We start from the raw sequence: 21,377 nt of genomic DNA, 5'->3' as shown, positions 1-21,377 counted from the left end.
TCCACATCCGCATCGCTCTCATGAACCGATTCTCGGCCCTCGGCACCGCCGAGATCGTGTGTGATGGATGAATCCGCCGCGGAAAGGGGAAGCTCGTCCTCAAAACGAGTTGCGCAACAACGCCGATCGCTTGCGACGATCCAGCGTGCGGATATCAATGGATGGGAAAGGACGGTTCCTGGACAACATCTTTGTGGAACGGCTCTGGCGAAGCCTAAAATACGAATGCGTCTATCTGCACGCCTGGGAAACCGGGTCAGAGGCGAAGGCCGGTGTCGGCAAATGGATCGAGTTCCACAACCGCAAACGCCCACATTCCGCCCTTGGCGGCAAACCTCCAGCCGTGGTCTATTGGCTGAGAAATAATGAAACCCAACCCGATCAGCAGGAGCAGAAAGTAGCTTAAACCACGCCGGAAACTGTCCAAACATAGGGGAGTAGCTCAGAATTCGTCCGTCCGTTTCATTTCCATAGTCAGTCTCCTTTGCTGCAGCAAATGCTATCAAAGGAGCGGCATCAAACCGCGACGGGTCCAAAATGTCCGCCTGTTCGCTAGCGGAGATTATCCATCATATAGGACGGCCATCAGTGCGGGCAGACCGGACGTTTGCTTCCTAAGAGCTGCCTGCGCCGCACAAACCATCGCTTTCGTGTCCAACTTAGAGCTGATGAGTAATCCGGCCGCCGCAGATGGTGACCGCAGCACGGGCGGTGCTGAGCTGGCTGGGCTCCAGCGCCTCCAGATCTTTGTCCATGACGACGACATCAGCCATCATCCCGGCCTTCAATCGGCCTTTGCGTTGCTCGTTGAATTCGACCCACGCGTTGTTGCTGGTGTAATAGACAAGCGACTCGCGCAGGCCTAAGCGCTGCTCAGGCCAGTGCTCCGGCAATTCAGCGCCCGCAACGGCACCTTGGATCGAAAGCATGGGGTCAACCGGAACAACAGGCCAATCTGTTGAAAACACCACTTTGGCGCCACTGTCGCGAATGGTTTTCCAGGCAAAGGCTGTTTCGAACTGACTGGGGTGCAGAATGTCACCACCACCATAAGGCGGGAAGAAACCGCCGCGCGGAGAATGCAGCGGCTGCAGAGAAGCCACTGCCCCCAGTTGGCTGAGGCGCGGAATGTCATCCGGATGAATGGTTTCAATATGTTCAATCCGATGGCGGCTGTCGCGTGTACCATTGGCTTTTTGTGCGGCTTCATAACCGTCCAGCGTTTGGCGCACCGCAGCCTCACCGATGGCATGAACCGCGATCTGCAAGTGCTGAGCATCCGCACGGATGCACACTTCATTGAAATGCTCGGGCGTGAACAGCGGTTCGCTGCGACTGTCAGTTCCGGGATAGGGCTCCAGCATATAGGCTGTTTTGCTGTCCAGAACCCCGTCCACAAACATTTTGACCCGATTGGACCAAAGCTTATCGCCGTTGTAGAGGTTGCGCATTTCCACGGCTTCCGCGATGCGATCCACCGGGTCGGTATGTTTCAGGTGCAGCGGGATTTCGGTGCGGCACAGCAAGCGTTCCTCGGTCTCCAGCTCAGACAATAGTTCCAGCTGATAGAAATTGCCGTCCATATTGTGCAGCCCGGTGATCCCGTGCTCAGCGCAGTGTTTCAAACCTTTGGCGAGAACATCCTTGTCAGATGCCCGGGTCGCTGCAGACGGTGCGGGCACCGGATCGGCACCGGTTGTCATCCCCAGCATCTCGCGGCCACCAAGCGAGGTCAGCGCCATCACCGCTTCATAGGCGGCAGGTTCCAGAAGCTCACCTGTGGCAAGCCCATCCGATCCCATCACAACTTCTGAGCCGACGCCGCAGTCTTTGCCGTGCAGAAGACCTGCCAGCTCAAGCGCCTTGGTATTTGCATAGACGGTGTGATGGTCGGCAGTTGAAGCAGCGAAAGGCCGGTCCGCAATCGCAGCGTCAAGATCATGGCGAGAGAGTGAGCGGTCCCCGACAAGCCCGTAATCAATGGAGCAGGCAAACAACAGCTGATCATCCGGACGGGATGCCGCATATGGAAGCACGGCGGCGCGCAGCGCTTCCACACCAAATACGCCATGGAGGTTGAGGAATTCCAGCTCAGCGGAGCCGCCGAACAAATGCACATGGCTGTCGATGAAACCAGGCAGAACGGTGCCGCCCTGGGCATCGATCACCCGCGCGCCCCTGGCGATGGCGCGAATGTCAGCGGTTGAGCCAACGGCGGTGATCTTGCCGCCTTCGATGGCCAAAGCTTCGGCGTCCGGGCCATCAAAGGTGATGACCCGCCCATTCAAAATGACGATATCGGGCATGGTTGTCTCCAATGCTGGGGGTGCCCGTCCAAGGCACCCCGCCTGTCATCAGGCAGATTTATTTTTGCAAGTCGGTCCAGATCTTGGTGTAAATCCGCTGCACTGCGGGATCGCAGGTTTCAGAAATGAAACCGGCGTCTTTCAGATTCTCTGGAATGATCACCTCAGGAGCTGTGGCCATATCTGCCGGCATATATTTCTCGGACCCCATGATACCGTTGGCATACCGTGCAAAGCTTGAAATCAGCGCGGCATTTTCAGGATCCATCAGAAAATTCTGGAAAATCTTTGCGTTCTCGGCGTTCTTGGCATCGGCCAGAACAACGACATTGTCCATCCAGATCGGGAACCCTTCCTGTGGGTAGCCATATACAATGTCTTCGTTTTGAAGCCGTGCCCGGAAGGCTGTGCCGTTCCAAAACACGCCGGCTGAAACGTCGCCCTTGGCGTATTGCTCAATCGTGCCATAGTCGATCGACAACCAGTGTTTCTTGGCCTCGACCAGCGAGTCACGGACCTTTTTCAGGATGTCTTTGTCGGCGGTACATTGTTCGCCACCATGATAGCTGATCGCCAGGCCCAAAACGTCGTTCATTTCCGGAACAACATTGATCTTGCCCCTCAGCTCTTCTGGCGGATCCATAATGAGGGCCGATGTATGGGGATCCCCGTCGTAGATTGCAGTATTGACGACAACGCCAACAGTGCCCCACTGCCAAGGCACCGAATATTTGCGGCCGGGATCAAAGGCCACGTCGACCCAACGCGGATCAACGTGCTTGAAGTTTTCCATTTCATTGGGGTTGGTTTCCATCAGCAGGCCTTCACCAGCCCAGATCGGAATATAGGTGCCGGACGGAACCACCACGTCAAAGCCGTGACCACCGGCCTTGACCTTGGCCAGCGCCGTGTCGTTGCTGTCAAAGTCAGTGATCGTGACCTTGATGCCGGTTTCTTCTTCAAATTTGGTGATCAGGTCAGGGTTGGTGTAGTTGCCCCAATTGTAGACATTCAGCTCACCCTCGGCCAAAGCTGGCGAAGCCAGCACCGCAGCGGTTCCCAATGCAGTTATCAGCGTTTTCATGTATTTCCCTCCCATGGGTTACTTTTCTTTTCTTTTCGACAGCAGATAGAACGCCACCACCATCGCAATGGAGATCGCCAGCAGCGCAGTTGAAATCGCATTCACTTCGGGTGTGATGGCCCGGCGCAACTGGCCCAGCATGTAGGTGGGCAGCGTGTCCTGACCGGCGGATTTCACGAATTCGGTGATCACCACATCGTCCAGGGACACCACAAAGGACAGCATCGCGCCTGACAAAATGCCCGGCCAAAGCTGCGGCAATGTCACCCGGCGGAACACTTGCCAAGGTTGGCCATAAAGATCGGCAGCAGCCTGCTCCAGGTTTAGATCCATTCCCTGCAACCGGGCCCGGATCGGCATATAGGCAAAGGGGATGCAAAAGGCGGAATGCGCGATAATCAGATACCAGATGCCAGTGTATCCGGTTGAAACCTTGATCATCGCAAACATCAGCAGCAGCGCCACGGCGGTAACGATTTCCGGGATCATCAGCGGCTGATTGATCATTGCAAATACCAGCCCGGAGCCCTTGAACTTGCCTGTCCGGGTTGTCGCCAAGGCCGCCATAACTGCGACGCTGGTTGCCACCAGCGAAGCGCTGGACGCTATGATCAGCGACAGGATGGTGGCCTCTTGCACCTTTTCATTGTTCCAGGCGGCTTCATACCATTGCCACGAAAACCCTTCCCAGATTGCAATGCTGGTGCCCGCATTGAAGGAATAGACCACCAGCAGGATGATCGGCAGGTAAAGCAGTACGAAACAGCAGATCGCCACGAAGGTGAAACCAGTCTGCTGGCGGACATCAAAGGAACGGGACCTAGCCATGATGCGTCTCCCCGTTTTCAGCCGAACGGACATAGATGATCAGCGCCACCATCACAATCGCCAGCAGGGTGATCGACAGCGCCGCCCCCAATGGCCAGTTGCGCCCCTGGCCAAACTGCAGCTCAATCAGGTTGCCAAGCATCAGCTGCTTGCCGCCGCCCATGATGCGGGGTGTCACATACGCCCCAAGCGATGGCACGAAAACCAGGATCGAGCCAGCCACTGCGCCGGGTTTGACCAGTGGCAGGATGACACGACGCAGCACCTTCCAGCGCGAGGCGTAAAGGTCATAGGCTGCCTCGACCAAAGAGAAATCCATCCGCTCCATGCTGGCGTAGATCGGCAGCACCATGAGCGGCAGGAAGACATAGAACATGCCCAGCGTGACTGCGAATTCGGTGAACATCATCTGAATCGGGCTATCAATCAGCCCCAGCTTCATCAGCACCGTGTTCACGACCCCTTCATTGCGGATGATCTCCATCACTGCAAAAGTGCGGATCAGAAGATTGGTCCAGAACGGCACCATGATCAGCAGCATCCAGAAATCGCGCTTGTGCGGCGGCCGGGTCGCGATGAAATAGGCGGTGGGGAAACCCACCAGAAACGCCACGACAGTGGTCATCAATGACAGCTTCACGGAGCGCCAGAAAATCGACAGATGCGCATCGGAAAAAGACAACGTTTCGTCGAAAAAGTCCCGTTCAGCAATGACGCTGAACCATGCGTCGGTTGAAAAGGTCCAAACCACACCGCCGTAGTCTCCGGCAGTGAGAAACGAGTAGACGACCACAATCAGCAGCGGACCCGCGGCGGCCAGTGTCAGAATAGTCAATGCAGGTGTCAGCAGCAGCCAGCGGTTGCGTTCAGTCTGGGCATCAGTGGTCATGCGTCAATCCCTCAGAACCTGGGCGGTGCCGGAATTGAAAGAGATACCAACAGTATCGCCGACTTGGTGGTGTTCGACCGCATCCGGCTGGTTTTGGCGCCGGACCACAAAGGTCGGCTGCCCATCGCTTTCGATGTGATAGTGGGTGTCAGTGCCGAAATAGACGATGTTTTTCAGTCTGCCATCGATCAGAGCGCCGGGCTCTGACAGCACCGCATGTTCCGGACGCACGGCAATTGTCACTGAACCGCTTTGAGCACCGCCTGCAGGGCTGCGGGCCTCAACCGTCTTGCCCGAGGGCAGCCGCACCTGCGCTATGCCGTTTGCCTCCGTCACAAGGTCTGCACTGACGAAATTGGTATCGCCGATGAAGTCTGCGACAAACCGCTCGGCTGGGTGGTCATAAATGTCCTTGGGGCCGCCGATCTGCAGGATCCGCCCGGATTTCATCACCGCGATCCGGTCCGACATGGTCAGCGCCTCCTCCTGGTCATGGGTGACAAAGACAAAGGTGATGCCGGTTTCCGACTGCAGCCGTTTCAGCTCAATCTGCATTTCCTTGCGCAGCTTGAAGTCCAGTGCCGACAGCGGTTCGTCCAGCAGCAGCACCTTGGGTTTGGGGGCCAGAGCACGGGCCAGAGCAACCCGCTGCTGCTGCCCTCCGGAGATCTGGCTGGTCATCCGGTCCGCCATCGGGGCCATCTGAACCAAGTCCAGCATGTCTGCGACCACGGATTTGATTTCAGACTTGGGGCGCCCCAGCATTTCCAGGCCAAAACCGATATTTTCGGCCACTGTCATGTGTGGAAACAGCGCGTAATTCTGGAACACGGTGTTCACGGGCCGGGCATAAGGGGGTTTGGACAGCATGTCCTCGCCGTTCACCGTCAGGCTGCCGGAGGATGGATTCACAAACCCGGCAATCGATCGCAGCAAGGTTGTCTTGCCGCAGCCAGATGGCCCCAGCAGAGTGAAGAACTCATTTTCCCTGATTGTAACATTGATGTTTTCCAGTGCGGTAAAGGCTGAGGCCCCGACACCGAAAATCTTCGACAACCCGGCTATTTCAATCATTGTCCGCGCACCATCCTTACCGCCCTCCCTGTCCAGAGCACCATCCGTTTCGAGTGCTCCGTTGACCGAAAGTAAATATGATCAAATTTCACCCGTCAACTAATTTATAGTCGACTTCAATTTTGAATCTGACTTCAAACTTGTACCGGAACTAAGATTGGATATGATCCCCGGCATGGCAGGATTGAGAGAAAAGCAGAAGCAGCTGCGCCGCAGCGAGATGCTGAAGGCAGCCATGTCGCTGTTTGCGGCAAAGGGCTACAGTCCGGTAAAACTTGAAGAAGTCGCGGAAACCGCGGGCGTGTCGCCAGGGACGCTTTATACCTACTTCAAGTCGAAAAACGATCTGCTGCTGGCAGTTGTGACCGAAGATTTTGAACACGGTTTCACGCTGGGCCGACAGACTGTTGATGCGCCACACACAGATGCGTTGACGGCCGTGAATGCCTTAACCGGATATCTGTACACCAATCGGGTGGGCGGCCCGACCTCAGAGATGTGGCGATTCGCCGTGGCGGCATTCATGACGCAGCCACAATCGCATTTTGCCCGCGAGTACGAGAAATGCTTGCAACGACAACGCTGCCAGTTCGCCCGCCTGATACGCAATCTGCAATCTGCAAACCTGTTTCCGAAAACGACAGATGCAGACGACTTTGCCACATTGCTGGAAGGAGCAGCCACGCTGAGCTTTCTGGAGCACATTCGTGACGAGACGGCGTCGGACGACGACCTGATGTCAAAGCTCCATAAGTTCAACGAACAGCTCCTGTCTCAGGTGATCCAGCAAGCCCCTGAAACCACCCCCCAAGTTTAAAAAGCCTTTGTCCGCTTGCCAGTACCACAGGAAACACATCAGACCTATTTCCCTGCTTTGCGCCCAAAGTGAGCAGCGCAGGACATCATGGTAACGGATACAAAACGGACAAATGCAGCGCTGGTGAATTTGCCAAACACCCAACCCATTCCCAATGGCTGCAGTAGAAATGGCACAGTTCACAGGGCGGGTTGCCAAAGCCGGACTGAAGCACAGCAACCAAAAGGGTTTTCCTGGGGTTACCTTGGATGTCTGGCACAAGTGTGAAAATCCAGCTTTGGTCGCTCGCCGCATCGAAACCGTAGCCCGTGTTCGATGCTCATCTCCCAAAAGCAGCCGTCAGTATCTGTTCAACCCAGAAGCTTGGCCCCTGGCCACTTCCCATCTTTGACGGTGCTGACAACCATTTCTTCAATAAAGGCGACTGCACGGCTTTCTTCGGAGAATCGGGGGCTCTGTTTCAAGCCAACAAGACTGATGTTTCGCTTGAAGACATCATCCGGCATATCGACAATACGCAGCAGGTTATGCTCAATCTCATTGCTCAAATACGCGTATGTTGTGAAGGCATAGGCATTGCCGCGTCGCACCAGATCTTTGATTATGGACATTGAATCAAGTTCATAGGTGATGTTGAGATCAACACGGTACTTCTTTGCGATCTGCTCAATGCTCACACGCAGCGGATTGGGATAGCTCGGGAGGATCAAAGGAAGTGAGAGAGCTTCCCGCACATCTACCGCGTGAAAAGGTTGATACGGCATGCCACTTTCAACACCTTGGTTGGGCGCGATCAGCACAATGGATTCCTCAAAGAGCGGCACCGACCAGACATCTGGAAACTCTATGGGTTCTGGCACAACGCCAATGTCCGCCTCACCATCCTTTAGATTTGAGTAGATCGCTGGCGCCAGGGCCTCAATAATCCGGATTTTTGCAGCCGGAAACTGTTTGCTCCAACCTGAAATAAGTGCAGGGGCCACCGTTGCGCCCTCCCCGGCTGTGATACCGACAACCAGGTCCTGCACTTCGGCCTTTGCTTGTTTGGACAAGAGCTCTTTTGCCTGATCCAATTCTGCCAGCAAAGGCACAACGCGCTGCAGCAAGAACTCCCCTGCGCCTGTCAGCTCAATGCCGGCTCTGGAACGTTTCAGCAGTTTGACCCCGAGTTCCGCCTCAAGGTTTTGAATTTGCCGCGACACCGCGGGTTGAGCGATGCGCAGTCTAATGGCCGCTTTGGTTATGCTTTTAGCCTGCACAATTGCAGAGAAGTACCGAAGGCTGCGGAGATTCATGGACGGTCCAAGTTGCATGCATGCCCATACGGCATGGTTTGGATATTTTTATAGCATTTGATTTATGCACTCAAGATTTCGATGCTGACCCGGAGAAACCAACAAAAATCGCCACGGGAGGCACCCATGAACCATCTGCCCAAAGGAAAAATATCAAAGCGGGATTTCTTGCGACTGTCAGGCCGGTATGGGATGTCGTCGGTGATGATGGCAAGTGCTGCTGGCGGCGTACTCAGCCTGCCCGGTCTTGCGAGCGCAGCTGAGTCCACCTACGAACGCCGTTTTGCGAAATCTGCGCGTCATACATTGAAGTTTGGTGCGGCTGGGTTCAGCGCCAATTCAGAGGGCACGCTGGTCACTGGAGGCCTTCATTTCGCGCGCGATCTGGAAGAGCGGACAGATGGTGAAATCCGCATCGAATACATCGGTCAAAACCAAATTTGCGGGGAAGGCAGCTGCGCTGAGAAAACCCAGCAAGGTATTGTGGATGTCTTCACCGCGTCGACGCAAAACTCCGCTGCCGCTGCACCTTACCTGAATATCCTGGACTATGCCTACATGTTCCCGAGCCGCGCGGCTCAGTATCATTTCCTGTATCATCCAGACAGCCAGAAAATCCTGCGTGATCCGCTTCGCAAGCGTCACGGCTTGCAGTTTCTTTTTTCACACTGCGAGTTGCGCGGGCTGATGATGGGGCGCGCCTGGGCCAAAGATAAGCCGATTGTCACCTCCTTGGGCGATCTTGCAGGCACTAAGAACCGGGTCACAGGCACTCAGCTGGGCAGGATTGCAATGGATCTTCTGGATCTCAACCCTGTGCCTGTCGCCTGGGAAGAAACTCTGGATGGATTGAAACAGGGTCTGATCGATGGGGCAGAAACCTGGGCCTCTGCTGCGGCATATGCGAACATGGCACCTGTTCTGGGGCAAGCTGTCGACCTTCGTCTTTTCTGCGGCACTGAAGCGACATCCATGAATGCCGAAGTGTTCGATAGCCTGTCTGGCGAACTGCAGGACGCCGTAATGGAATCCGCCTATCAGACGCAAATCTATGTGCAGAATGCCCAAGAAGCCGCCCTGCTCAACGTCGTCGGCGCAAGCAACCCGCAACTGCCTGGCACAATTTTTGAGCAGCACAACGTCCCCTTTGTCGAACTCTCCAAAGATGTACTGGCAGAGGCTGAGCAGCGCACAGCGCCGGAATTCAACCCGCAGCCCTGGGAGAAATGGCGTGAACGCCTGAACAACTGGTCTGGCGGACAGGACACCTACACCGACATTCATCGCATCGCTCGTGAAATCAGCTCCGATGTCTTGCCTGAGAATGTCGAACCCCGCCGCTGGTGGCGGACAACCTAAGAGGAAAAGCTCAAAAAATGTCGCAACGAGAGTTCACTCACAAAACAACCACTGTAAACGGGCTCGACTGGCACTGGGTGGAAGAAGGCACAGGTCCGGCAATTGTCCTGCTGCATGGCATTCCTGAAAGCTGGCGCTGCTGGCAGCATCAAATCCCGACCCTGGCAAAGCAGTTCCGCGTCATTGCCCCCGATATGAAAGGATATGGCCGTTCCGGAAAACCAGTCGGCGATTATGCCGCAAGCACAGTTGCAGCAGAGACGCTCGCCTTTCTGGATGCGATTGGCGTCGAGAATTTCCACCTGGCCGGGCATGATTGGGGGGTCGTGATTGCGGATAACATCATCAATCTGGCTGCGGAGCGTGTCGAACGCTACATCCGATGCTGCCTGTCGCTGCATAACTATGATGCTCGAAATTCGCTGCACCATCAGTGGAACGGCCGCAATCCGGAAAAAGCCGGTCAGCTTATGGCGAATGCTGATGCCTATGTCCGCGTCTGGTTTGAAACCTCCTGCAAGCCTGAATACCGGCCCGATGAAGCAGAGATGCAAGAGATCATCAAAGAGTTCTCTTATCCGGGGATATCGGACGTAGTGCCGCTCTACTTTGCGCATATTCGCAAAAGCATTCCTGTGGATTACTCAAAGTTCACCATGCCGGTTCTCTACATTCATGGCGAGCATGATCCGCGCCAGCCGGTCGAATATGCGCGAGGCATGGAAGACCATATCCCGGGGCTTGAGGCTGTGCTTGTTATCGATGCCGGTCATTTTGTGACCTGGGAACGACCGGAGGATGTCACAAACGGCATGATGTGGTTCCTCCATTCTATGCTGGCTTCCGGGCTGCCTCTTTTTGACAGAACGCGCCACTACGGACTGCCAACTCGCCCCTGCGGAGAGGTTGAATCCTGGGGAGTAAACCCAGGCATCGCCGTGCAAAAGGCGAGTTGAAAGCACTGCCCACACGGTTCCCTCCCTTCCGTGTGGGCAGATTTCTCAAGGCGAACAAAACCCGAATGATTGAACCTGACATTGCGGCCTACCGGACATGCTATCACGCTTCTGAATTGAAGCGATGCGTACTGATTGAGGAGCAATCCAACCTTTCGATTGCAACCACCCGCCCCGGAAAATCCACCGCACACAGGACATTGCTCGCGAATAGAGCAGCGATCAAATCGCATATTGCACAGCACCCGGATTTCCTAACCTCGCTGGTGCCCGTTTCTTTAGAAGACCCGCTTACCTGCCCTGAAATCATCCAACGGATGACGGAGGCGTCTTGCAAAGCCGGTGTCGGTCCGATGGCAGCAGTAGCCGGAGCGATTGCCGATGTGGTTGGAAAATCGCTCTTGGGAAACAACGACGAAGTGATCGTGGAGAACGGCGGAGATATTTTCTGCAAGGTCGCAAAAAAACGCATCGTTGGCATCTACGCTCAAAACTCATCGTTGAGCAATCGATTGGGCGTTGTGGTCCGGCCGGAACATGGCATCCAGGGCATTTGCACGTCGGCAGGAAACAGTGGCGGCAGTCTTAGCTTCGGGAAAGCTGACGCCTGCTGCGTCATCGCTGAGTCAGCGGCTCTGGCGGATGCAGTGGCCACAGCAACAGGCAATCTCGTGAAAACCGCGTCAGGAATAGAAACCGGACTTGAGTTTGCAATGTCCGTCAGCGGTGTTCACGGCGCGGTGATACTGGCCTCGGATCGCATAGGAGCTCAGGGTGACATCGAAATCCAGGAGTTATAAATGACAAACGACCATACCAATGGCATCAGCAGGATAAACGAGCGTCTGAAACGTGGAGACGCGGTTGTTATGACGGCTCAGGAATTCAAGTCGCATGTGCGAAGCGGGCACAAATTTCAAGTTGGTGATGTCGATGTTGTGACGACGGCAACACACGGCATCATGTCGGGCACTGCCGCATCATTCAGCATTCCGGTGGCTCCTCCTGGCAGCTTTGAAAGAGCAGCGGCTGCTTGGATCAATGGTGTTCCTGCACAGCCTGGTCCCGCGCCGAATGAGCGTCTGGGGAGTGTCGATTTGATGGTCTATGGAACAACGGCCAACGGAGACACTGCGCCCCCTTACGGGGGTGGGCACCTTTTTCGGGATCTGGTGGAACGGCAGGAATGCACAATTGAAGTTTTGTCTACCTGCGGCAAACGTCTAAAGCGCCGCTTTACGCTGGATGATCTTGGATTCGCGCGCATTTACAGCATGCGCAATGCGTTCAAATCCTACATGGCGTTCGGAAACTTCCGATCCACCACCGCCCTAAGGTCGATATTCAGTGTTTGGCCAATGACGGCCACATCGGGACTGACAGTGATCGGATCCGGCGAGATGAACCCGATACAAAACGATCCAAACCTGAATGCCATCGGCATTGGCAGCTTGGCCATGATCAACAACGCACCTGGTGTGGTCATCGGGTCAGGAACACTGGCCTATTCGAACCGCCCGAACCTTTCTCTGGCAGCCGATATGTTTGACATGGACCCATACTTCATGGGCGGTGTTTGCACGAGCGAAGGCGTAGAGGTTCTTAATGCTGTGAGCATCCCGATCCCCATCGTTGATGACGCAGCGCTACAGAGTGTCATCGGTGCATTGGACGAAAACTTGGTTTTGCCAGTCGCCGATGTCAATGACCGTCAACCATTTGACGAAATGACATATGGGGATGTCTGGCAAGGGCCCGACCATGATCTGACCTTTGACCCATCCAAGCTGGATACCGAAGGCAAGGACATTGCACGGGCAGCCGCCATTTGCCCGGTGAACGCAGTAGATGTTCAAGCCAGAGAAATCGACCGGACGAGATGCATCAGATGCGGTGCTTGCACCGTGGAAATCGACAGCGACGCGTTTTCCATGAATATGGGGACGGTGGATATTGGCGGCAAAGAACATCCGATCACATTTCGCACCAGTGACCGCTTCCGGGCGATGGAGCTCGCAGAATCGCTGAAATCCAAGATCCTGTCGGGTGATGTCCCAATACGAGACAAACTATTGGACATCACTTGCAGGCAACCGAGCCCACTAGCGGATTGAAAATCCCGTTACGACGGCACTGATGCCCTTTGCACAAACCGAAATCCCACAGAAAACTATGGGCGGGCTCTTCACGATCCGGCACAGGGCAACAGCTGCATCATCCAAAGAAAAACTCAAGTTGGATGTTTAAGTTCATAATTCCTTCGGCGCAGCTCCCCTCTTGGGTCGATCTGACAAAAGCCGGGCCGCGCAAATTTGCACGGCCCGGCTTTTTTCGTGATGGATACCCGATGACTCAGCCCAGTTTTGGCAGCCAATTCACGATAGCCTGCCCGATCTCATCGGGGCTGTCTTCCTGAATGAAATGCGCCCCGGCTACGGTGACTTCGTCCAGATTAGGCCAGCTGCGCACAAAATCACGGGCATAGCCTACAAGGAATGCACCGGGTTCTGCGTTGATGAACAGCTTGGGCAGATCATCCGATTGCTTCAGATATTCGCCATAAGCTTCGATGATCGAGACAGAGGATTCAGGTGTGCCGCCAATCGGCAGGTTGCGCGGGCCGTCCAGGGTCGGACGGCGGTCTTCACCTGCGTTCAGGAAGGGACGGCGGTATTGCGCATGTTCTTCTTCGGTCAGATCACGCAGGATGGCGGCGGGCAACAGAGTTTCGATGAAGAAGTTGTCTTCCAAGGCCATCTTGTCGCCTGCAGGTGACCGCAGAGTGCCGATCACGTCCTGGATACCTTCAGGGAAGTCGCTCATCTGCGGGAAGACAGCCGGGATGCCTTCCATGAAAGCGATACCCTTGATCGCATCGCGATGGGTGTTTGCATAATGGAAGCCCAGCCCGGATCCCCAATCATGCAGGATCAGGGTAACGTTTTTGGTGCAGCCAAGCTCTTCGAGCAGCGGAAACAGATAGTCTGCATGTGTGGGGATCGAATAGGTGCCGTGGCCGGAGTTTTCCAGCTTTTCCGAGTCACCCATTCCAATCAGGTCAGGCGCGATCAACCGGCCTTTTCCTTCCAGATGCGGCATGACATTTCGCCACAAGTAGGACGACGTGGGGACCCCGTGCAGAAACACGATCGGATCGCCTTCACCGACTTCGACATAAGCCATCTTTTTACCGTTGATGGTTTTGAATTTCTTTTCAGGCAAAGCATTCTTGGGAAATGCAGACATAGTTCACCTCAGTTTTTGGTAGGTTTTTGGATGGACAAGTGATGGGTCCGAGGCAGAAATGTTTCTGCCCCGGGGAAGTGTTAGTTCAGCGTGCCAATGAAAGCAGAAACAGCTGCACCGATGGTGTCAGGATCCTCTTCCTGCATAAAATGCAGCCCCTTTGCCTCGGCAATGGTTTGGTTCGGCAGGCTGCGGGCAAATGCGCGGACATCGCCAGTGATGAACACGCCAGGTTCTGCATCAACAAAGAGTTTTGGGACTTCGCTGGTTTCCAGCCATTGCGAATAGGCCGCGATACGGTCATGCACATCTGCAGGCGCACCGGCCAATGGGACTTCACGGGCCCACATCATGGTGGGCAGGCGATCTTCGCCCGCGTTCAGATACGGGCGGCGGTATTCGTTCATCACTTCCTCAGACAGCTCGGATCCGGTGACGCCGGGCAGCATCTTCTCGATGAACATGTTTTCTTCCAGCACCAGCTGAACACCCGCATCCGAGCGCACAGCCTTCAATGTCGGATGGAAACCCTCGGGCAGATCTTTCCAGTCCAGCGGTTTCACGAAAGTCTCCATGTAAGCGATACCGCGCATTGCATCCTGATGGTGATATGCCCAGTCGAACCCGACTGCCCCACCCCAGTCATGCAGCACAAGTGTCACATCCTCGTTGGCACCAATGGCTTCCATGAACGCATCAAAATAGCGGGCATGGCTGACCAGGCGGTACCGGTCGGTGACACTTTCGGGCAGCTTATCGCTGTCTCCCATACCCATCTGATCGACCACAATGATACGCCCCTGCCCTTCTACGTGCGGGATGACATTGCGCCACAAATAAGAGGATGTCGGGTTGCCATGCACAAACACAATAGGCTTGCCAGTGCCCCGTTCTACGTAAGCCATCTTGTGGCCCAAAACGTCGACAAATTTCTTTTCCGCCTTCCAGGCCTCATCAGCCGCGGCTGGCACAGCAGCACCAAGCAGGCCAATCGATGCGACAGCAGCGGCCACAGCAAGAAGTGTTCGTCGGGACATTTCGGGCATCTTTTTTCTCCTGGTGGAAATATATGACTCAGTCATACAAAGCCGCTTCACCCATGTCCATTGTTTTTTGTGACTGAGTCATATACAATCACCCCCATGAAAAAAAATCCCTATCTAAACAACTTGCTAGGTGCATTCTCCACGACACTCTCGTCCAGAATAGAGCAAAGTATCGCTGAGGTAGGATTGCGCAGTCACAACGCTGCAGCCGCACTGGTCTCGATATTGAACCATCCGGACGACAGCATTCTCGTCCTGCAACGCGCCCTTAATCTAACGCACTCAGGTGCGGTCAGATTGATCGACGGCCTCGCATCCGATGGCCTGGTAGAGCGGCGGCGCAATGAGCAAGATGGCCGATCAGTGGTTCTGCGACTGACTCCCGAAGGCATGGATTGTGCGCGGGCTGTTCTTGCAGCACGAGAAGCCATCACTGAGGAGATTTCAAACCAATTGACTGCGGAACAGGCGCAGGCGCTGTCTTCGACCCTGGAGGAACTGCTTGCCGCAATGACCCATAGCTATGAAAGCGCTCGCAGGAATTGCCGTTTCTGCCACGAAGGCGTTTGCCGCCCCCGTGGATGCCCGGTCGAACAGGCTGTAAAGACGTAAATCTTCTCACCGCCCCCAAGCGATGGGAAATCTGGCGGCAGTGTTATGCCGCCCAAAGAATATAGGACAGGATCAGCAGCGCCAGAAAAGCCGTCTCCGCGACGACAAGCAGGATGGCCTGCCCGCCGACGTCCCTGATCTGCCCCAGGGATGTTTTCATCCCAACAGCCGCGATAGCGATCAAGAGAAAAAACCGCGATATCTCTGTAAACAGAGTGATGACAAAGTCAGGAAGCGGAACAAGCGAGTTTACCAGAGCCAGCGCCAGGAAACCGATAACAAAGAAGGGCAGAACTGGTGTTTTAGCTTGGCCTTCCTCGCCGGTTTTCTTGCTCCATCTCACAAAAATGGTCAAAAATACAACGATTGGCGCCAGGCAAGAAACCCTGAGCAATTTGACGACAGTGGAAACGTCACCGGTCTCGTCAGACATGGAGTATCCAGCTCCAACAACTTGAGCAACGTCATGAATTGTGCCGCCCAGAAACAAACCGGCCTCGGTTGTATCCATGATCAAAAGCTCTGCAACCATCGGGTAGAAGATCATGGCAAGCGTGCTGAGCAGCGTCACTGAAACAACCGTAAAGGTCAGGTTCTGGTTCGACTGATCATTTCTGGGAAGAATGGCAGCAATTGCCATGGCCGCCGAGGCGCCGCAGATTGCAACTGAGCCGCCCGTCAATATTCCAAAGTTCAGACCACGGCCGATCAGGCGGGACAACGCGACTCCAAACAAAATTGTCAAAAGCATTCCAGCAACGACAACGGTAACCGACTGCAGCCCAAGGTCGGACAGCAATTGCCAGCTTACGCGCAGGCCTAACAGTGCGACACCCATGCGCAGAATGGTTCTTGCGCTGAACTCAATCCCTGGCTTTGCGACCGTGTCCTCGTACAAGAAATTCAAAGCAAGACCAAGCAGGAGAGCCATCAGCATTGATGGGGCTCCGTAGTGATCCGACAGGAACATGGCAGACAGCCCCACCATCGAGGCGGCAAGAATTCCGCCTCGGTAAGATCCCAGCGATTTCAGCTGGCTTTCAAAGCTCTGGTTCATAGTGTTCTGGAGCCGCCGTCAGTACATGCCAAATCAATCATCACCACCGATCTTTTTGCCGAAGATGTCGCGACCCAAGCAGGCAGCACTGCTGGAGCCGACGCGACGGCCAGGTCGGCGTCCAATTTGGAAGACATGGGAACCTTTCCCGTCACCTGGCCTGTCGCCGGGTTGCAGATGTCGCAGCGGTATTCAGATGTGCCCGACCAAGCCGCATTGGCGCGCGTATGAGCACTAGATTTCATTGGGATTTCCTTTTCGGTCGGCTGGCGCGCACATCCAAGGTTTGAACCATCAAGACCCATAGGCAACATGCGGCAACCAGGTCGCGAGAGCCGGGAACAGGAAGATCAAGGCAACTGCCATCAGCTGAATAATCATGAAGGGGATGATGCCCTTATAGATTGTCAGTGTGCCGACACCTTCTGGTGCCACCCCTTTCATATAGAACAGCGCAAACCCAACCGGTGGCGTAATAAAGGACGTCTGAAGCGTGACCGCAAAAAGCACGGCAAACCACACCAGATTCACATCCATGTCCAGCAAGACAGGGGCAATCAGTGGCAACAGGATCAATGTGATCTCAATCCAGTCCAAAACAAAACCCAGCAGGAAGGCGACAAACAGGATCACGATGACGACCCCATTGGGCCCGAATGGCAAACTGGTGAGTGCATCTTCGATCAACTCATCTCCGCCAAAGCCCCGAAGCACCAGCGCAAATGCTGTGGCTCCGACAAAAAGCGCAAAGATATAGGAGGTCGTTTTCATGGTGCCACGCAGCACATCCTGGAAAGCTTCGAGTGAAAGGCGGCGGCGAAACAGGGCAAGCAGCGTTGCGCCCAAGGCACCGACCCCAGAGGCTTCTGTGGGGGTCGCAATCCCAAAGAAAATGCTGCCGAGAACTGCGACGATCAACAATGTCGGAGGAATGGTCGATTTGAGGACATTCAGGATGAGCCCAAGCCTGACCGGTTCAGCATCCTTTGGGGCTGGCGCTACTGATGGGCGCAGCCAAGCATAAACCAGGATGAATAAGCCATATAACCCGCCAAGCATCAGGCCAGGGAACATGGCGCCCATGAACAGATCCCCGACTGAGATCCGGATCTGGTCAGCCATAAGCACCAGCATGATTGACGGTGGAATAAGGATGCCCAGGGTGCCAGTGGCGCAGACAACACCACATGCAAGGGTCGCATCATATTGGTGCTTGAGCATCAAGGGGATGCCAAGAATGGCAAGCAGAACCACCGCCGCGCCAATGATCCCGGTCGAAGCCGCAAGCAATACGCCAATGATGACCACAGTTATCGCAAGCCCTCCGCGCACGCGGCCAAAAAGCTTGGACAAGTCAGTCATCAAGTCTTCCGCAATACCGGATTTGTCCATCATGATACCCATGAAAACAAACATCGGCAGAGCAACAAGAACCCAATTGTTCATGACCGCATAGATGCGATCCACAATGATCGAGCTATAGCCCCAATCGACACCAAAGAACGTATCCAAATACGTGTCGGACAGGACAGAAACAGCTGTAAACGCAACGGCAAGACCGCCCATCAGCCAAGCCACCGGGTACCCTGTGAAAATCAGCAGCACGAAGCTGGCGAACAGGGCGATTGCCATGTACTGCGCAGGATCGCTGATCATGTCAGGCCTCCTTCGCAGAGTTTGCAGAACCAAACCGTAGCGTTGCCAGCACCCGGAAGAGACGGGCCAGACCTACGAAAAGAAGCAGTGTGAAACTGATGAGAAGACATCCCTTGATCAACCAGCGCGCCGGCAGCCCATTTGCAGAAGTGGAGGTTTCATTGGTTTGCCAGGAGAGTTCGACAAACGGGATTGAATAGACGATGACAAAGCAAACAAAGGGAAGAAACAGCAGGATCAGCCCGAAGAGTTCCAAGATCATCCGAACCCGCAACGACAACAGATCATGCAGGACATCGACACGCACATGGCCGTCTGAGATGAACGTGTATGACAGTCCAAACAGCCAGGCTGCGGCATAGAGATACCATTGCAGTTCCTCCAGTTCGATCATCCCCTGGCTGAAGACATAGCGTAAAACCACATTGGCAATGATCACCACCAGCAGCAGCAGCCATAACCAGCTGAAAGCCTCGCCGATCACCTCAACCACCTTGTCGATCATGCAACTTATCTTTGTGTCGCGCATGACATCATCGTCATGATGATGCAGATCTACTGCTGCTACGGTATTGGCCGAACCGTCATCTTGTTGCATGTACCCCCCCTGTTATAGTCTGAACCGTTGCTGGAAGCCCGACTTCTACTTTGCGCCGGGCTTCCGCTTTCAAGAAGAACCTAATGTTCAGTCGAAATCACGCGGCAGATATCCAAGCTCTTTCCAGATCTGGTAATCAGCGTGGAAGGCTTTCTGCGATTCCCAGACACGGGCAAAGTTTGCATCCTTGGCCGCTTCTTCCGTCATGACTTCCAGGGTAACACGCTTGAGCTCTTGAATAACCGCATCGGGCAGTTTCGCCGCGGTTACGCCCTTCTCGGGGAAGCTTTTTATCTGCGCACCCTGCAGAGCTTCGCCAGTGGTGATCGCCCGCATTGTTGCTGCAGTGCAGGCCATTTCAAACAGGGCCTGGTCAGAGGACGACAGGCTCTTCCATTCATCCAGATTGATCAGAAGATGTGTTGACGTTGACGGCTGGTGCCAACCCGGGAACAGGTTGTACTTGGCGATTTTGTGAAAGCCGAGAATTTCGTCGATGGCCGGCATTGAGTATTCGGTCGCGTCCAATGTGCCTTTTTCGAGAGCCGCAAAGATTTCGCCGCCCGCCATCAGTGTCGCCGATGCGCCGATCCGGTTCAGCACCTGCCCTCCCAGACCGGAGAACCGGATTTTGAGGCCTTCAAGATCGCTCAGGTCTTCAATTGGCGTGCGGAACCATCCTGCGGTTTCCGGTCCAATTGTGCTGCACAGCAACGGGTGAACATTGACGTCGTGATAGATCTCTTCCGCAAGGTCAGACCCCTCGCCTTCGAACCACCATGCTGCATATTCCCAAGGCTCCATGCCAAACGGCACAGCCGAGAACAACACAGCCGACGGAATACGCCCCTGATCATACGCCAGGTAATTGTAGGCCGCAGGCAGATTGCCGTTACTGATCGAAGGCGTGATCTCCAGCGGAGGCACGATCTTACCAGGCTCAAAGACCTTGAGTTTGATGCGCCCGTCAGTCGCTGCGTCCAGCGTCTCAGCCACACGTGCAATCGGATCGCCCAAGGCCGGCCAGCCCGTGTTAAACGTCGCTTGCACTTTCCAGCGCACTTTTTCCTGCGCGTCTGCAGCTGTTGCGGCAGCACCACCGATGCACAGGGCCGAGAGCGCAGCAACGCCCAAAGTTCGGCGTCCAATGGCAAAAGCTGCCTTTGTAAACTTGGTCATGATTTTTTCTCCTCTGTTGTGTTTCGTTTTCTTTTATGGCCCCGGAAAAAACGGCAGTGCTGTCAGCTCCACGCTTCGAGATACAGATCGATGATTTCCTGGGTGTTCCCGATGCGCGGGTTATTATTCGGTGCTCCCGATTTCACTGCATCTTCAGCCATTTTCTCGGCTGCGGAACGATATGCGGCCTGGTCGATGCCAAAGCCTGACAAACTGGGGACATCCAGTTTTTGATTGTAACGATAAAGCCCATCTACAAGCGCATCCGCCGCCTTTTCATCACTGGCTGTGTCATCGGCTATGCCAATCACGCGCGCACAATCCGCATAGCGTTCAAGAGCAGAGGCTTTGGAAAACTTGGTAACTGTTGGCAACAACATTGCGTTGCTCATTCCGTGTGGAACATGAAAGAGACTGCCCAATGGCCGGCTCATTGCATGAACTAAGGCAATCGATGCGTTTGAAAAGGCCAGGCCACCAAAAGTGGCAGCCAGCATAAGCGCTTCACGCGCTTCCAAGTTTTCTGGGTCGGCATAAGCAAGTTCAAGATTTGCGGCGACCAGCCGCATACAGTCCAGAGCCATGCGGTCGGAATAAAGCGTCGCCTTGCGGCTTACATATGCCTCGATCGCGTGGGTCAGGGTGTCCAGCCCATTGTCTGCAATGAGCCTCTTGGGTTTGCTCAATGTCAGATTGAAGTCCACAATCGCGGCGCCAGGGACGAACCCTTCGCCACGGCAGGAAATCTTCTCACGGCTTGCATCATGGATGATCACAGTATGATGTGTCACTTCAGAGCCGGTCCCCGCCGTCGTGGGAATGGCCAGCATCGGAAGCCCCGCATCGTCTGACTGCAGAGGCGGGCGATAGTCCTGAATGTCACGGCTGCCCGTGGCCATAACGGCGATGGCCTTCCCTGCGTCAATTGGGCTGCCGCCACCAAGTCCAATCACTGCATCATGGCCGCCGGTTTCCAACATCTCAATTCCTGCCAGAACAACCACGTCCGTGGGATCAGGCAGAACGGAATCAAAAACCGCAGATTGCAGCCCAGCTGTGGTCAACAGCTTCTGCACTTTCGCAGCCATTCCGCTTTCGCTCATGAATTTATCAGTAACAATCAAGGGGTTCCTGATCGGCCCCATACGGCGAAGCACTTCAGAAATTCCCTCTAAAGCACCACTCCCGATCGCCATGAATCGTGGGGCACAGACACGAACACTCATTGGATATTACCTCCTCCAGGTCTTCAGCACAGGCTGTAGGTCTTCCAAAACCTATGTTCAGCCCTGCTCACCTGTCAACTAATTGATAGTTATTTTCTCATTTAGTTGACCTGAGGGCTAAACTTGGGCAGGATCAACGCGACCCAAAG

20 protein-coding genes and 1 pseudogene are annotated in these 21,377 nt (G+C 54.8%); 7 read left to right on the top strand and 14 right to left on the bottom strand.

The window, feature by feature from the left end; genetic code table 11:
- Window positions 1-130 precede the first annotated feature (130 nt).
- A pseudogene (locus ACP151_RS16920) lies at window positions 131-406 on the top strand (integrase core domain-containing protein); the annotation flags it as partial.
- A gap of 253 nt (window positions 407-659) precedes the next feature.
- On the opposite strand, the gene ACP151_RS16915 reads toward ACP151_RS16920, so the two are convergent.
- From ACP151_RS16915 to ACP151_RS16895, 5 genes are read right to left on the bottom strand one after another with little or no spacing between them, the layout of a single operon-like run.
- The gene (locus ACP151_RS16915; protein ID WP_424980069.1) at window positions 660-2,306 is read right to left on the bottom strand and encodes an amidohydrolase; all 1,647 of its coding nucleotides are present in this window, start codon (window positions 2,304-2,306) and stop codon (window positions 660-662) included.
- Window positions 2,307-2,364: 58 nt separating this feature from the next.
- Window positions 2,365-3,390, bottom strand: coding sequence for an extracellular solute-binding protein (locus ACP151_RS16910; RefSeq protein ID WP_424980068.1), 1,026 nt, complete (start codon window positions 3,388-3,390; stop codon window positions 2,365-2,367).
- A gap of 18 nt (window positions 3,391-3,408) precedes the next feature.
- On the bottom strand, window positions 3,409-4,218 hold the full coding sequence (locus tag ACP151_RS16905; protein WP_424980067.1) for an ABC transporter permease: 810 nt from the start codon (window positions 4,216-4,218) through the stop codon (window positions 3,409-3,411).
- Window positions 4,211-5,107: an ABC transporter permease gene (locus tag ACP151_RS16900; protein WP_424980066.1), complete on the bottom strand. Its 897-nt coding sequence runs from the start codon at window positions 5,105-5,107 to the stop codon at window positions 4,211-4,213. The genes ACP151_RS16905 and ACP151_RS16900 overlap by 8 nt, the downstream gene beginning before the upstream one ends.
- A gap of 3 nt (window positions 5,108-5,110) precedes the next feature.
- Window positions 5,111-6,181: an ABC transporter ATP-binding protein gene (locus ACP151_RS16895; protein ID WP_424980065.1), complete on the bottom strand. Its 1,071-nt coding sequence runs from the start codon at window positions 6,179-6,181 to the stop codon at window positions 5,111-5,113.
- 163 nt (window positions 6,182-6,344) lie between these two features.
- On the opposite strand from ACP151_RS16895, the gene ACP151_RS16890 reads away from it, so the two are divergent.
- Window positions 6,345-6,998 (top strand): TetR/AcrR family transcriptional regulator, encoded by a 654-nt coding sequence (locus tag ACP151_RS16890; protein ID WP_424980070.1) that lies wholly within the window; start codon window positions 6,345-6,347, stop codon window positions 6,996-6,998.
- A gap of 350 nt (window positions 6,999-7,348) precedes the next feature.
- Here ACP151_RS16890 and ACP151_RS16885 read toward each other — a convergent pair whose 3' ends face one another.
- Entirely contained in the window at window positions 7,349-8,293 is a 945-nt protein-coding gene (locus tag ACP151_RS16885) for a LysR family transcriptional regulator (protein WP_424980064.1), read from the bottom strand.
- Between the two features lie 126 nt (window positions 8,294-8,419).
- Between ACP151_RS16885 and ACP151_RS16880 the strand changes: the two genes are divergently transcribed.
- The 4 genes from ACP151_RS16880 (at window position 8,420) to ACP151_RS16865 (ending at window position 12,722) form a co-directional block, all read left to right on the top strand.
- On the top strand, window positions 8,420-9,652 hold the full coding sequence (locus tag ACP151_RS16880; protein WP_424980063.1) for a TRAP transporter substrate-binding protein: 1,233 nt from the start codon (window positions 8,420-8,422) through the stop codon (window positions 9,650-9,652).
- Window positions 9,637-10,608, top strand: coding sequence for an alpha/beta fold hydrolase (locus ACP151_RS16875; protein ID WP_424980062.1), 972 nt, complete (start codon window positions 9,637-9,639; stop codon window positions 10,606-10,608). Before ACP151_RS16880 ends, ACP151_RS16875 begins: the two co-directional genes overlap by 16 nt.
- 65 nt (window positions 10,609-10,673) lie before the next feature.
- Window positions 10,674-11,408, top strand: coding sequence for a UPF0280 family protein (locus ACP151_RS16870; RefSeq protein WP_424980061.1), 735 nt, complete (start codon window positions 10,674-10,676; stop codon window positions 11,406-11,408).
- A complete protein-coding gene (locus tag ACP151_RS16865) occupies window positions 11,409-12,722 on the top strand; it encodes a methanogenesis marker 16 metalloprotein (protein ID WP_424980060.1) in 1,314 nt (437 codons plus the stop codon).
- A gap of 238 nt (window positions 12,723-12,960) precedes the next feature.
- On the opposite strand, the gene ACP151_RS16860 is transcribed toward ACP151_RS16865, so the two are convergent.
- Window positions 12,961-13,854, bottom strand: a complete 894-nt coding sequence (locus tag ACP151_RS16860) for a haloalkane dehalogenase (protein ID WP_424980059.1) — start codon at window positions 13,852-13,854, stop codon at window positions 12,961-12,963.
- 80 nt (window positions 13,855-13,934) lie between these two features.
- Window positions 13,935-14,900, bottom strand: a complete 966-nt coding sequence (locus ACP151_RS16855) for a haloalkane dehalogenase (protein ID WP_424980058.1) — start codon at window positions 14,898-14,900, stop codon at window positions 13,935-13,937.
- A gap of 96 nt (window positions 14,901-14,996) precedes the next feature.
- Between ACP151_RS16855 and ACP151_RS16850 the strand changes: the two genes are divergently transcribed.
- Entirely contained in the window at window positions 14,997-15,512 is a 516-nt protein-coding gene (locus ACP151_RS16850) for a MarR family winged helix-turn-helix transcriptional regulator (RefSeq protein WP_424980057.1), read from the top strand.
- A 43-nt stretch (window positions 15,513-15,555) separates the two neighbouring features.
- Here ACP151_RS16850 and ACP151_RS16845 read toward each other — a convergent pair whose 3' ends face one another.
- The 6 genes from ACP151_RS16845 to ACP151_RS16820 form a co-directional block, all read right to left on the bottom strand.
- Window positions 15,556-16,569, bottom strand: a complete 1,014-nt coding sequence (locus tag ACP151_RS16845) for a YeiH family protein (protein ID WP_424980056.1) — start codon at window positions 16,567-16,569, stop codon at window positions 15,556-15,558.
- The gene (locus ACP151_RS16840) at window positions 16,566-16,814 is read right to left on the bottom strand and encodes an aldehyde dehydrogenase family protein (protein WP_424980055.1); all 249 of its coding nucleotides are present in this window, start codon (window positions 16,812-16,814) and stop codon (window positions 16,566-16,568) included. Before ACP151_RS16840 ends, ACP151_RS16845 begins: the two co-directional genes overlap by 4 nt.
- 49 nt (window positions 16,815-16,863) lie before the next feature.
- A complete protein-coding gene (locus tag ACP151_RS16835; protein ID WP_424980054.1) occupies window positions 16,864-18,225 on the bottom strand; it encodes a TRAP transporter large permease in 1,362 nt (453 codons plus the stop codon).
- 1 nt (window position 18,226) lies between these two features.
- Window positions 18,227-18,823 carry a TRAP transporter small permease subunit gene (locus ACP151_RS16830; protein ID WP_424980053.1) on the bottom strand — a complete coding sequence of 199 codons (597 nt, stop codon included), beginning with the start codon at window positions 18,821-18,823 and terminating at the stop codon, window positions 18,227-18,229.
- A gap of 87 nt (window positions 18,824-18,910) precedes the next feature.
- Window positions 18,911-20,002 carry a TRAP transporter substrate-binding protein gene (locus ACP151_RS16825; RefSeq protein WP_424980052.1) on the bottom strand — a complete coding sequence of 364 codons (1,092 nt, stop codon included), beginning with the start codon at window positions 20,000-20,002 and terminating at the stop codon, window positions 18,911-18,913.
- Window positions 20,003-20,064: 62 nt separating this feature from the next.
- A complete protein-coding gene (locus ACP151_RS16820; protein ID WP_424980051.1) occupies window positions 20,065-21,228 on the bottom strand; it encodes an iron-containing alcohol dehydrogenase in 1,164 nt (387 codons plus the stop codon).
- Window positions 21,229-21,377 lie beyond the last annotated feature (149 nt).

It is taken from the genome of Leisingera sp. S232 (assembly GCF_049800895.1).
Taxonomy (GTDB): Bacteria; Pseudomonadota; Alphaproteobacteria; order Rhodobacterales; family Rhodobacteraceae; genus Leisingera.
The sequence above is the reverse complement of the archived record's forward strand: the minus strand, read 5'-3'. Positions and strand labels throughout refer to the sequence as shown.

Bases quoted from the DNA above. Each gene is read 5' to 3' on its own strand.
- ACP151_RS16915 (WP_424980069.1), bottom strand. From the start codon at position 2,306: ATGCCCGATATCGTCATTTTGAATGGGCGGGTCATCACCTTTGATGGC.
- ACP151_RS16910 (WP_424980068.1), bottom strand. From the start codon at position 3,390: ATGAAAACGCTGATAACTGCATTGGGAACCGCTGCGGTGCTGGCTTCG.
- ACP151_RS16905 (WP_424980067.1), bottom strand. From the start codon at position 4,218: ATGGCTAGGTCCCGTTCCTTTGATGTCCGCCAGCAGACTGGTTTCACC.
- ACP151_RS16900 (WP_424980066.1), bottom strand. From the start codon at position 5,107: ATGACCACTGATGCCCAGACTGAACGCAACCGCTGGCTGCTGCTGACA.
- ACP151_RS16895 (WP_424980065.1), bottom strand. From the start codon at position 6,181: ATGATTGAAATAGCCGGGTTGTCGAAGATTTTCGGTGTCGGGGCCTCA.
- ACP151_RS16890 (WP_424980070.1), top strand. From the start codon at position 6,345: ATGATCCCCGGCATGGCAGGATTGAGAGAAAAGCAGAAGCAGCTGCGC.
- ACP151_RS16885 (WP_424980064.1), bottom strand. From the start codon at position 8,293: ATGAATCTCCGCAGCCTTCGGTACTTCTCTGCAATTGTGCAGGCTAAA.
- ACP151_RS16880 (WP_424980063.1), top strand. From the start codon at position 8,420: ATGAACCATCTGCCCAAAGGAAAAATATCAAAGCGGGATTTCTTGCGA.
- ACP151_RS16870 (WP_424980061.1), top strand. From the start codon at position 10,674: ATGATTGAACCTGACATTGCGGCCTACCGGACATGCTATCACGCTTCT.
- ACP151_RS16865 (WP_424980060.1), top strand. From the start codon at position 11,409: ATGACAAACGACCATACCAATGGCATCAGCAGGATAAACGAGCGTCTG.
- ACP151_RS16860 (WP_424980059.1), bottom strand. From the start codon at position 13,854: ATGTCTGCATTTCCCAAGAATGCTTTGCCTGAAAAGAAATTCAAAACC.
- ACP151_RS16855 (WP_424980058.1), bottom strand. From the start codon at position 14,900: ATGCCCGAAATGTCCCGACGAACACTTCTTGCTGTGGCCGCTGCTGTC.
- ACP151_RS16850 (WP_424980057.1), top strand. From the start codon at position 14,997: ATGAAAAAAAATCCCTATCTAAACAACTTGCTAGGTGCATTCTCCACG.
- ACP151_RS16845 (WP_424980056.1), bottom strand. From the start codon at position 16,569: ATGAACCAGAGCTTTGAAAGCCAGCTGAAATCGCTGGGATCTTACCGA.
- ACP151_RS16840 (WP_424980055.1), bottom strand. From the start codon at position 16,814: ATGAAATCTAGTGCTCATACGCGCGCCAATGCGGCTTGGTCGGGCACA.
- ACP151_RS16835 (WP_424980054.1), bottom strand. From the start codon at position 18,225: ATGATCAGCGATCCTGCGCAGTACATGGCAATCGCCCTGTTCGCCAGC.
- ACP151_RS16830 (WP_424980053.1), bottom strand. From the start codon at position 18,823: ATGCAACAAGATGACGGTTCGGCCAATACCGTAGCAGCAGTAGATCTG.
- ACP151_RS16825 (WP_424980052.1), bottom strand. From the start codon at position 20,002: ATGACCAAGTTTACAAAGGCAGCTTTTGCCATTGGACGCCGAACTTTG.
- ACP151_RS16820 (WP_424980051.1), bottom strand. From the start codon at position 21,228: ATGAGTGTTCGTGTCTGTGCCCCACGATTCATGGCGATCGGGAGTGGT.